9 protein-coding genes and 1 tRNA gene are annotated in these 11,199 nt (G+C 31.8%); 9 read left to right on the forward strand and 1 reads right to left on the reverse strand.

The window, feature by feature from the left end; genetic code table 11:
- The first annotated feature begins 131 nt into the window (after nucleotides 1-131).
- From RWZ86_RS07350 to RWZ86_RS07380, 7 genes are all read left to right on the forward strand, one after another.
- Nucleotides 132-205 (forward strand) — tRNA-Arg (locus RWZ86_RS07350).
- 106 nt (nucleotides 206-311) lie between these two features.
- Nucleotides 312-1,073: a pyruvate formate-lyase-activating protein gene (gene pflA / locus RWZ86_RS07355; protein ID WP_314680983.1), complete on the forward strand. Its 762-nt coding sequence runs from the start codon at nucleotides 312-314 to the stop codon at nucleotides 1,071-1,073.
- A gap of 65 nt (nucleotides 1,074-1,138) precedes the next feature.
- Nucleotides 1,139-2,041, forward strand: coding sequence for a manganese-dependent inorganic pyrophosphatase (locus RWZ86_RS07360; protein WP_314680985.1), 903 nt, complete (start codon nucleotides 1,139-1,141; stop codon nucleotides 2,039-2,041).
- Nucleotides 2,042-2,140: 99 nt separating this feature from the next.
- The gene (locus RWZ86_RS07365; protein ID WP_314680986.1) at nucleotides 2,141-3,031 is read left to right on the forward strand and encodes a VOC family protein; all 891 of its coding nucleotides are present in this window, start codon (nucleotides 2,141-2,143) and stop codon (nucleotides 3,029-3,031) included.
- Nucleotides 3,028-3,918, forward strand: coding sequence for a YitT family protein (locus tag RWZ86_RS07370; protein ID WP_314077315.1), 891 nt, complete (start codon nucleotides 3,028-3,030; stop codon nucleotides 3,916-3,918). The genes RWZ86_RS07365 and RWZ86_RS07370 overlap by 4 nt, the downstream gene beginning before the upstream one ends.
- Before the next feature lie 18 nt (nucleotides 3,919-3,936).
- Nucleotides 3,937-4,794 carry a YitT family protein gene (locus tag RWZ86_RS07375; protein WP_314680991.1) on the forward strand — a complete coding sequence of 286 codons (858 nt, stop codon included), beginning with the start codon at nucleotides 3,937-3,939 and terminating at the stop codon, nucleotides 4,792-4,794.
- 100 nt (nucleotides 4,795-4,894) lie between these two features.
- Complete coding sequence (locus RWZ86_RS07380) at nucleotides 4,895-5,638, forward strand: MerR family transcriptional regulator (RefSeq protein ID WP_314680992.1); 744 nt, start codon at nucleotides 4,895-4,897, stop codon at nucleotides 5,636-5,638.
- A gap of 36 nt (nucleotides 5,639-5,674) precedes the next feature.
- On the opposite strand, the gene RWZ86_RS07385 is transcribed toward RWZ86_RS07380, so the two are convergent.
- The gene (locus tag RWZ86_RS07385; protein WP_314680993.1) at nucleotides 5,675-6,607 is read right to left on the reverse strand and encodes a diacylglycerol kinase family protein; all 933 of its coding nucleotides are present in this window, start codon (nucleotides 6,605-6,607) and stop codon (nucleotides 5,675-5,677) included.
- Between the two features lie 100 nt (nucleotides 6,608-6,707).
- Between RWZ86_RS07385 and RWZ86_RS07390 the strand changes: the two genes are divergently transcribed.
- The gene (locus tag RWZ86_RS07390) at nucleotides 6,708-7,814 is read left to right on the forward strand and encodes a hypothetical protein (protein WP_314680996.1); all 1,107 of its coding nucleotides are present in this window, start codon (nucleotides 6,708-6,710) and stop codon (nucleotides 7,812-7,814) included.
- Nucleotides 7,815-8,521: 707 nt separating this feature from the next.
- Nucleotides 8,522-11,119 carry an ATP-dependent chaperone ClpB gene (gene clpB / locus RWZ86_RS07395; RefSeq protein ID WP_314680997.1) on the forward strand — a complete coding sequence of 866 codons (2,598 nt, stop codon included), beginning with the start codon at nucleotides 8,522-8,524 and terminating at the stop codon, nucleotides 11,117-11,119.
- The last annotated feature ends 80 nt before the right edge of the window (nucleotides 11,120-11,199 follow it).

The following is an 11,199-nucleotide window of genomic DNA, read 5'->3' on the forward strand; positions in this document are numbered from 1 at the left end:
TCATACTAACTTCTAGTTTTGATACTTAACTAGAAGTTACTTTGAAACTTTACGGTACCATTCAAAGAATAGATTTTATTGTTTCAAGTCTTGACAGTTATTATATGGATTGATATAATAACTCTTGTACTGTTCTAGTAGCTCAGCAGGATAGAGCATTCGCCTTCTAAGCGAACGGTCGGGGGTTCGAATCCCTCCTAGAACGCTAGTAATGAGAACGTTGAGTGATCAACGTTCTTTTTTTTCTTAGAAAGTGTGTTATAATAGTAACAAATAGTGTCAATTATTTTGACAAAATGGAGGGATAACGAATGAGTGAGCCAGTTGTTGGATATATTCATTCTACAGAAAGTTTTGGTTCTGTTGATGGACCAGGAGTTCGATTCGTGACATTCATGCAAGGATGTCGTATGAGATGTGAATTTTGCCATAATCCGGATACTTGGAATATTGGTGGAGGACAAAAGATTACAAGTCAAGAATTATTAGAAGAAGCTTTGCGTTATCGTGCCTTTTGGGGTAAAAAAGGTGGAGTAACAGTAAGTGGAGGAGAACCTTTATTACAAGTTGATTTTTTAATTGATTTCTTCAAACGTTGTAAAGCAATGGGAATCAACACTACATTAGATAGCTGTGGTATGCCATTTACGTATGATGAACCTTTCTTTAGTAAATTCGAGGAATTATTAGAATATACAGATTTAATTTTATTAGATATTAAACATATTGATGATGAACAACATAAGAAATTAACAGCTTGGACAAATAAAAATATTTTACAATTAGCTGAATATTTATCTGATAAAGGTCAACCTGTTTGGATTCGTCACGTATTAGTTCCTGAACGTTCTGATTATGACGAATATTTACAAAGATTAAGTGATTTTGTAGCAGGATTGAAAAATGTATTAAAATTTGAAGTATTACCGTATCACCGTTTAGGAGTTTATAAATGGAAAAACTTAGGAATTCCATATAAATTAGAACATATTGAACCACCAACGAAAGAACGTGTGGCTAATGCAAACCGTATTTTAAGAACACAAGAATACAAAGGCTATTTAGAAGTTTAGTTTGGTTTTCTAAACATTGTGTGGTAAAATAGTCATTATAAAATTTATAAAAGTGAGGATTAAAGATGAGTAAGTTATTAGTTTTTGGACACCAAAATCCAGATACAGATGCGATTACATCCGCTATTTCGTATGCATATTTATTAAAAGCATTAGGAGAACCTAATGAAGAAACTCAATATGCATTAAATTATTTTAATCGAACAGCTCCACGTGTTGTATCTTCAGTTAGTGAAGAAACAGATAGAGTAGCTTTAGTAGACCATAATGAAGTTCAACAAAGTGCTTCTGATGTTGAAAAGGTTGAAGTGCAATATGTTGTGGATCATCACCGAATTGCTAATTTCCAAACTGCAAATCCTCTATTCTATCGTTGTGAACCAGTTGGATGTACAAATACAATTTTATTTAAAATGTATAAAGAATATGGAATTGAAATTCCAAAAGAAATTGCTGGATTAATGGTTTCAGCGATTGTTTCTGATACATTATTATTCAAATCACCAACTTGCACACAACAAGATATTGAAGCAGCAACTGAATTAGCTCGTATTGCTGAAATTGATGTAAATTCTTATGGACTAGAAATGCTAAAAGCAGGTACAAATTTATCTACTAAATCTGAAGCAGAGTTAATTGATTTAGATGCTAAATCTTTCCCAATGGGATCTTACAATATGCGAATTGCTCAAGTGAATGTTGTGGATGAACAAGAATTATTAGCTCGTAGAGAAGCATTAGAATTTAGCATGAAAGAAGCAAATGCAACTCATGGATATGATACTTTCTTATTAGTTGTAACAAATATTTTAACAAGTGTTTCTACTGGATTAGTAGTAGGGGAAGCATTAGATACTGTTGCAAAAGCATTTAATACAGAGTATGAAAATGGCTTATTAATTTTACCAGGTGTTGTATCTCGTAAAAAACAAGTTGTACCTCCATTAACAGTTGCTTTCGAAAACTAAAATGAATTGATGTTGAATCCGAACTATTGATGACTACAAATCTGATATGATGTTCGGATTATTTTATTTTAAAATAGAAATAATAAAGGATGAAGAGCAGTGAAAAATTTATTTGACTATTTAAAAAATTTATTGCCTTCTGGTTCAAAAAAAGAGTGGGATATTGCTCAAGTAACATTATTTGTGGAAAATATTCATAGTATGAAGAGGTTTTATACACAAGTTCTTGGGTTAACCATTTTACAAGACTTTGAAACGGAAGTTTTGTTAGGACTACCTCAAGGAAGTATTCCAATGATTCGTCTTATGGTTGCGGAAAATTCTGGCACTCGTAAGACTAATTTAACGTATTACTTAGGGTTTGAAATTCCTAAAAAACAATTATTGGGTGATTTGAGTAATCACTTTCTATTAGAAGAACAAATGATTATGGCAACTTGTGATGATGGGTATAGTGAAGGATTTTATATTATGGATCCAGAGCAAAATCGTCTGAAATTTTATTGTGTAAAGAAAGATTTATTATTAGAAGATGTGAATCATGAAATGCAATATTTAGAAGGAAATGAAGTGACGATTCCGATTCAAGAATTTATTCAATTAGGAGATACAGGTATCCATGGCTTACCTGCTAAAACTCGTTTAAACCAAGTTCATTATATTGTGGAAGATATTCAAAAAACTTCTGATTTTTTAACAAAGAATTTTCAGTTTAAAACGACTTACGATTATGTAGCAGAGCGTATTAATTTTCAAATAAACGAACATTATTATTCTATTGCAGTGAATGAGTGGCAAGCAATTGATTCGAACCATACAATGTATGGGGTAAGAGAAATTATGTTTTTTGTACCAGAAATTAAAGTGATTGAATCGATTGTCGAATGTTTAGAAGAAATTGAATGGCCTTATTTATATCAAGATTCTGAGTTAAAAGTGTTAACGCCTGATCATATTCGTTATCACTTTAAAGTGGGGGAACGCCTATGAGTATGTTTAATGTCGTTAGGTATCGTAAATATCGAAAAGATCCAAAAGTACGTCATTTAGTCAGTTTATTTGCCATTATTTTATCTGGATTTTTACAAGCTTTTACACTTAAAGTATTCATTCAACCTTCAAACTTACTTTCTAGTGGATTTTTAGGGGTATCTATTTTAATTCATCAAATTGCAGAATTATTTGGGTTAGATATTTCAATTTCGCTAATGATGTTAGCTTTAAATATTCCAGTTGCCATTATTTGTTATCGTGGAATAAGTCCAAGATTTACATTTTATTCCATTTTACAAGTATTTTTTGGAAGTTTCTTTATTCGAGTATTAAATTTTGAACCGATTTTTGATGATGTATTATTAAATGTTATTTTTGGTGGAGTATTGAATGGAATTTATATTTCAATTGCCTTAAAAGGAAATGCTTCAACTGGAGGAACTGATTTTGTTGCATTATACTTCTCGAATAGAAATGGAAAAACAATTTGGCAAGAAGTATTTGTATTTAATACCTTATTATTAATTGTTTTCGGAGCTATTTTTGGTTGGAGATATGCTGGATATTCGATTATTTTCCAATATATTTCTACAAAAGTAATCAGTACTTTCCATCAACGTTATCATCGTGTAACTTTACAAATTACAACACGTTATGGTGAGGAAGTCATGCAAGCTTATCTAAAAAATATTCGCCATGGTATTTCTTGTGTAGAAGCTATTGGTGGGTTTAGTCATGAGAAAATGTATTTATTACATACAGTATTATCTTCTTATGAATTAATCGATGCAATTTCTGTCTTAAAAGAAGCAGACCCTCGAGTGATTATTAATCAATTTGCAACAGAAAACTTCTATGGAAGATTCCATAGAGACCCAGAGTAAGAGAAAGGAGAAGTCTTTATGAAAAAATATATTAATCTAGAAACACTTACTTCAATACTAATGGTTACCATTGGTTCCTTTATTTTTTCGTTTACGATTAATGCAGTTGTAATTCCGAATCAGTTCGGGAGTGGTGGTGTAACAGGGATTACTTTGCTACTATATTATATATTTGGTATTAATCCAGGGACTTCTAACTTAGTCATTAATATTGCTTTACTATTAATTGGCTATCAATTTTTAGAAAGAAGAACGATGTTTTATACCATCTATGCGGTTATTTTGATGTCTGTATTTTTAGATATTACAAGAGGTGCGTATCAATTTGTTCCACAAAATTCATTAATAGCTGCTATTGGTGGAGGAGTTGTTGCTGGTGCAGCATTAGGAGTTGTGATGTTAGGAAATGGAACGACTGCTGGTACTGACATCATCGCAATGATGTTAAAGAAATATTTAGGATGGAATGTTTCAGTTTCATTATTAATGTTAGATATTTTAGTTGTAAGTCCTTTATCGATTATTTCAGATTTAGAAAAAGTTATTATTACATTAATTTATCTATTTACGGCAAGTCGAATGATTAACCTTGTATTAGAAGGATTTAACTCTAAAAAATCATTTATGATTATTTCTAAGAAATATGAAGAGATTGGTGCACAAATTCAAGAAAAAATTGGTCGTGGTACAACAATTTTAGACGGTCATGGCTTTTATTCTCGTGAAGAAAGAAAAGTTTTATTTGTAGCCGTTAACCGTCTGCAAGTAATGACATTACAAAGAATCATTCATGATGTAGATCCTGAAGCATTTACAATTATTACTGAAGTCACCCATGTTATTGGAGAAGGATTTACTTATCAACCAAAATCATAAATAGGATACACTTCCAATTTTGGAGGTGTATTTTTTTATAAAAAAGCTTGACTATGACCTAACGTCATACCGTATACTGTAATTGTTAGGAGGAATAAAGATGTATTTCATTAAACAAGTGAGTGAACTTAGTGGTGTATCGGTGCGCACTTTACATCATTATGACAATATAGGTTTACTTTCACCCAAAAAAGATGAAAATGGTTATCGATATTATAGTGAAGAAGACTTATCTTATTTACAAACGATTCTTTATTATAAATATTTAGGATTTTCTCTAAAAGAAATTCAATCGCTTTTGCAACAAAAAGAAGAAGACTTATTACCACACTTACAAAAACAATTAATGTTAATGCAAAATGAAAAGGAAAAACTTCTAACATTAATTGATACATTAGAAAAGACAATTCTGTCTACAGAAAGGAAAATTAGGATGACATCAGAAGAAAAATTTAAAGGTTTTAGTGTTTCAGATAACAAAAAATATAAAAATGAAGCCATAAAAAAATATGGTGAAGAAGTGATTAATGAAGCTGAAGAAAAGCAAAAAGGAAAAGAGGATATTGTAGCTGAAGGATTCAATCGAATTTTCTTTGCTTATGCAGAAAATATTCAAAAAGGAATTCCAGCAACAGATGAAGTAAACGTAACTCTTGCAAAAGAATTACATGAGCATATGTGTCAATATGCATTTGATTGTTCGATTGATGTATTTTCAAGTATTGGACTAGGATATGCACATAATGAAGAGTTTCGAACTAATTTAGATAACTATGGAAAAGGTGTTGGACAATATGCCTGTGACGCAATCCAACAATATGTTGCCCAAGTGAGAGGATATTAGAAAAAGAAAACTGGAGTCGAAATTGGCTCCAGTTTTTTAGGTTAAATAGATTGGATAAGTCGTTAGTTTAGCTTCTAAATCAACTGCTTCAAAAGAAGTGACTTCACCATCCGTTTGCATGAGAATAGGTTGATGAATTTTGATACAAGCTTTAGTAGCAGTCTGCTTCATTAAATGATTTGGAAATCGTTCAAAATGTTGTTTATTCCATAAAATAAATGGAAATGCTTTAAGAATAACTTTAGTAGTCACATCTCTAGCAACAACTACTTCAAAATGATGCGAATTTTGTTTTGCAGTAGGAACAAATTGAATACCACCACCAAAATAAGAGTGATTAAATAGTCCTACTAATAAATTTTTATCTGCAATTTGAACAGGTTCATCATCAACTTGAATGGAAGCTTTAAATTCTTGATGATTTTTAAAGGCATCTATAATAGGGGTTAAATAAGATAATTTGTTTAATCCGAATCGTTTTTTTTGAGATTTTGCTTGGACAGTATTCAGCTGACAAATAGCAGCGTCAATTCCGAATCCTAGTGAATTAATCGCAATTCCTTTTTTATGACTCATTTTTTCATGATATGAAATGATTTCAAGATTTTTAATCGTTTCATTATATAGATGTTTAATAAATGTCGGAATGTCATGTGTTAATGTCATTTCTCTTGCAAAATCATTTCCTGTTCCTGCAGGTAAGTAAGCTACAGGAATTTCTTGATTGCATTGAATTAATGCAGAAATAGCTTCATTCAATGTACCATCTCCACCAATAATGATGATTTTATGTTCTGAAGTTAAGTTTTGAATGATACGTGGAATAATTTCAATCATTTCTCCAGCATATTGTGTTAAATAGGTTGAAAATGTAATGTTGTTTTTTAAGCAATAGTTGACTAAGCAGTCGAATTGTTGTTTCCCATTTCCGCCACCGGAATATGGATTTGCGATAATAATTAAATGCATAGCGTTCTCCTTTAATGTACAATGTATTATAACAAATCAAGTTGATTTTTTAAATGGTGAAGTGTTAAGATTGTTTTAGAATAAGATTGAGGTGATATAGATGTCTAATAATTTTTTGGATGCAGTTTCTAATCCAACATGGAAAACATTAACGAATGAAATGAAAGTAGTTGTCATACAAAATGTTCTCAGACATTTTGTTGATCCGATATTAGAGATTACGAAAATTACTCCTGTCAGTTATCAATTTGGAGGTATTAAAACTGATACATTTGAAATAGTCATTGATGGTGTAGAGTATGTCTTCGTACCCGGTCAAAAGAAATGTATTTTAGGATGGGACAGTGGTTTATCAGGGCTATCTGGTCTTGACTGCAGTGAAGAAAGACAAGAATTAAGATATGAGTTAAAAAGATACTGCAATCAACAATTGACAAGTTCACTTTTAATGGAAAAAGGCTTTTTGGATCAAGATTTTTCTCATATTCACTTAACGACTGAATATATCGATGAAAAAATTAATGGTTCGACTTCACCTCTAAGAGAAGTTGATATTCCTGCTTTATTAGTTGAGAAAAAGCCAACGTTTGTAGGCTTAAAATTTATTGGGCATTATAATGTCATTTCAGGACAATTATCAATAGCAGCAAATCAAACAGAGGAAATCATTCAAAATATTCAAGAATTATTACTGCCAGAAGGACAAGAAAATCATTTTTTAAGAGAGTATCCAACTGTAGGAAGAAAATCACCTTTGTTTATTCAACAAAATCAATGGAATCCTGATTTGTTTGATTGTTATATAGATGATGCTGTTTCATTTTCAGAATTAAAAAGAGATGTAGAGCGTCATGGATTTAGTTTGTTACGGGAAGATGAGTGGGAATATTGTTGTGGTGCAAGTTGTCGTCGATTGTTTAAATGGGGGAATCAGTTGAAACGTCAATTATTCCATAAAAATATTTCTCCTTTATGGAAAGAGAATATGTTCGGATTAACGATTGCAAATGCTGAATTTGGTCCGGAGATTATTGATAATGAGCATTATACGAAAGGTGGCTGGTTAGAGGAGACTCATAAGGCACCGATTATTAATTTGTTGCCATTATCGTCTTATTATCGTGGTGAGGGTATTGAGGATAAGGAAAAGGAGTTAATTCCTGGATATTATTGCGTAAGAAAAGTGTTGCGTATCGATTCGAATTGATCGTTTTTTTGAATAGAAATTTATAGTAGCTAGGACGGCAGCAGCCTCGCAAAAGCGAGTCTCATGCCTAAAATTCGAGCCTTAGTCTCGAATTTTCCTACAACATAAGCCATTTTTGGCTTATGTTGTTTCAGCTACTATGAATATTCTATTCTTTTTTTGAAATATACTATTTAAGGGACGTATAAATAATTAGACTATTCATAGTAGCAAAGGATGCAAGCAAACCTGACGGTTTCATTGCTAAAATTCGAGCCTTGGTCTCGAATTTTCCTACACAATAAGTCATATTTGTCTTATTGTGTTAATGCTACTATGAATTAGTCTTTTCTCTTTTGGAAGTGAGATAATGTATAAACGTTTATAACATAGAAATTTTATTGTACCTAGGTCGGTAGCAGCGTTGCAGATGAGATTTTTGGCTTATGTTGTTTCAGCTACTATGAATATTCTATTCTATTCTTTTTTTGAAATATACTGATTAAGGGACGTATAAATAATTAGACTATTCATAGTAGCAAGGATGCAAGTAAACCTTGAGGTTTCATTGCTTGATAAAGGTTTCTATGAACTAGTCTTATATTTTTTGTCAAAAAGTCAAAAAAAGTCAAAGAAAATGTTTGACCTTTATTGACTAATGAGTTATACTATAAACATCAAAGAGATTTGATAACAAGAAATGGAAGAAAAAGAATGGGGGAAGCAAGATGAATATTGAAAAAATGACAACGATGATGCAACAATCACTTGCTCAGGCACAAGAAATTACGCAAAATAGAAAACATCAAGAAATCGATGTCTCACATTTGTGGAAAGTATTTTTAACGCCAAATCATTTTGTGAGAAATCTATATGAAGATGTCCATGTTCCAATTTCAGAATTAGAAAAATTTGTGGATGAAAAGATTGATCAATTACCAGTCGTAGAAGGAAGCCAAGTCCAATATGGTCAAAGTTTAAGTCAATCTTTATACCATTTACTATCGAAAGCTGATGAAATTCGACAACAATTTCAAGATGAATATTTAGCTACTGAAGTGATTGTATTAGCTTTAATGGAAACCAATCATCCAATTAAAGAATTTTTATTGAAACATCAAGTAACAAAACAAGTATTACAAGAAAGAATTGAAAAATTGAGAGGAGGAAGTCGTGTGACTAGTCAAAATCAAGAAAATCAATATGAAGCATTAAAACAATATGCACAAAATTTAAATGAAGCGGTAAAATCTGGAAAACAAGATCCAGTTATTGGACGTGATGAAGAAATTCGTGACGTGATTCGTATTTTATCTAGAAAAACAAAGAACAATCCTGTACTAATCGGGGAACCTGGGGTAGGTAAAACAGCAATCGTAGAAGGTCTTGCACAAAGAATTGTGAGAAAAGACGTTCCTGAAAATTTAAAAGATAAAGTGATTTACTCATTAGATATGGGAGCTTTAATTGCAGGGGCAAAATTCCGTGGAGAATTTGAAGAACGTTTAAAAGCAGTATTAGCTGAAGTAACAAAATCAGAAGGACAAATCATTTTATTTATTGATGAAATTCATACGATTGTTGGAGCTGGTAAAACAGAAGGCTCGATGGATGCCGGAAACTTATTAAAACCAATGTTAGCTCGTGGAGAATTACACTGTATCGGGGCAACAACCTTGGATGAATATCGTGAAAATATGGAAAAAGATAAAGCTTTAGAAAGACGTTTTCAAAAAGTATTAGTTCACGAACCAACAGTAGAAGATACAATTTCTATTTTACGTGGATTAAAAGAACGTTTTGAAATTCATCATAGTGTAAATATTCATGATAATGCCCTAGTAGCAGCAGCAACTTTATCAAATCGATATATTACAGATCGTTATTTACCAGATAAAGCCATTGATTTAGTCGATGAAGCATGTGCAACAATTCGTGTAGAAATGAATTCAATGCCAACTCAATTGGATACAGTGACTCGTCGTTTAATGCAATTAGAAATTGAAGAACAAGCATTAAAAATGGAAAAAGATGAAGCAAGTAAGAAACGATTATCGATTCTTCAAGAAGAATTAGCAACATTACGTGAAGAAGCCAATAACTTAAAAATGAAATGGGAAATCGAAAAAGAAGAAGTGAATAAAATTCGTGATAAACGTGAAGAAATTGATCGCTTAAAACATGAATTAGATGAAGCTGAAGCTGAATATAACTTAGAAAAAGCAGCTGAACTTCGCCATGGTCGTATTCCTAAATTAGAAAAAGAAATTCAAGAATTAGAAGCCCAAGCCAAACTTCATGCTCAAGAAGATAATCGATTAGTACAAGAAGCTGTAACGGATGAAGAAATTGCCCGTGTTGTAGGTCGATTAACAGGTATTCCTGTAACAAAATTAGTCGAAGGAGAAAGAGAAAAACTTCTTCAATTAGAAGATACGTTACATGAACGTGTGATTGGACAAGATGAAGCTGTTCAAAAAGTGGCAGATGCAGTCTTACGTTCTCGTGCAGGATTACAAAATCCAAATCGCCCAATTGGTAGCTTCTTATTCTTAGGACCAACTGGTGTCGGTAAAACAGAATTAGCGAAAACATTGGCAGAAAACTTATTTGATAGCCAAGACCATATGGTCAGAATTGATATGAGTGAATATATGGAGAAATTCTCTGTGAGTCGTTTAGTTGGAGCGCCTCCAGGATATGTTGGTTATGAAGAAGGCGGTCAATTAACAGAAGCAGTTCGTCGTAATCCATATACTATTGTTTTATTAGATGAAATTGAAAAAGCACATCCAGATGTCTTCAATATTTTATTACAAGTATTAGATGATGGTCGTCTAACAGATTCAAAAGGTAGAGTGGTTGACTTTAAAAATACAGTCTTCATTATGACAAGTAATATCGGATCCCAATTCTTATTAGAAATTCAAGGAGAAACAATTGATGCTGAAACAAGACAAGCAGTGGAAAGTGTCTTGAAGGGTACATTTAAACCTGAATTTTTAAACCGTATTGATGAAACAATCTTCTTTACACCATTATCAAGAACTCATATTCATGGCATTCTTGGTAAGATGTTGAAAGATTTAAATCTTCGTTTACAAGAGCAAGAGATTCAATTAGAATTCACGGATGAATTGAAAGATTGGATTTCTGAAAATGCTTATAACCCGGTTTATGGTGCTAGACCAATTGCTCGTTATATTCAACGTGAAATTGAAACACCATTAGCAAAAGAATTAATTCGCTCAAGTATTTTACCAGGAAATACTGTAAAATGTGATGTAGTAGCAGACCATGTTACCTTTCATGTAGTTGAAGAATAATATGGAAATAAAATTAAAAGAATATAGGCTCATCGACAAATTCTGTTGGTGAATCAAATTTAACACCAAATTAAGTCTTT

The organism is uncultured Granulicatella sp., from assembly GCF_963545075.1.
Classification (GTDB): Bacteria; Bacillota; Bacilli; order Lactobacillales; family Aerococcaceae; genus Granulicatella.

Coding starts and splice junctions, on each gene's coding strand:
- RWZ86_RS07375 (WP_314680991.1), top strand. CDS start 3,937: ATGAAAAAATATATTAATCTAGAAACACTTACTTCAATACTAATGGTT.
- pflA (WP_314680983.1), top strand. CDS start 312: ATGAGTGAGCCAGTTGTTGGATATATTCATTCTACAGAAAGTTTTGGT.
- clpB (WP_314680997.1), top strand. CDS start 8,522: ATGAATATTGAAAAAATGACAACGATGATGCAACAATCACTTGCTCAG.
- RWZ86_RS07360 (WP_314680985.1), top strand. CDS start 1,139: ATGAGTAAGTTATTAGTTTTTGGACACCAAAATCCAGATACAGATGCG.
- RWZ86_RS07370 (WP_314077315.1), top strand. CDS start 3,028: ATGAGTATGTTTAATGTCGTTAGGTATCGTAAATATCGAAAAGATCCA.
- RWZ86_RS07390 (WP_314680996.1), top strand. CDS start 6,708: ATGTCTAATAATTTTTTGGATGCAGTTTCTAATCCAACATGGAAAACA.
- RWZ86_RS07380 (WP_314680992.1), top strand. CDS start 4,895: ATGTATTTCATTAAACAAGTGAGTGAACTTAGTGGTGTATCGGTGCGC.
- RWZ86_RS07385 (WP_314680993.1), bottom strand. CDS start 6,607: ATGCATTTAATTATTATCGCAAATCCATATTCCGGTGGCGGAAATGGG.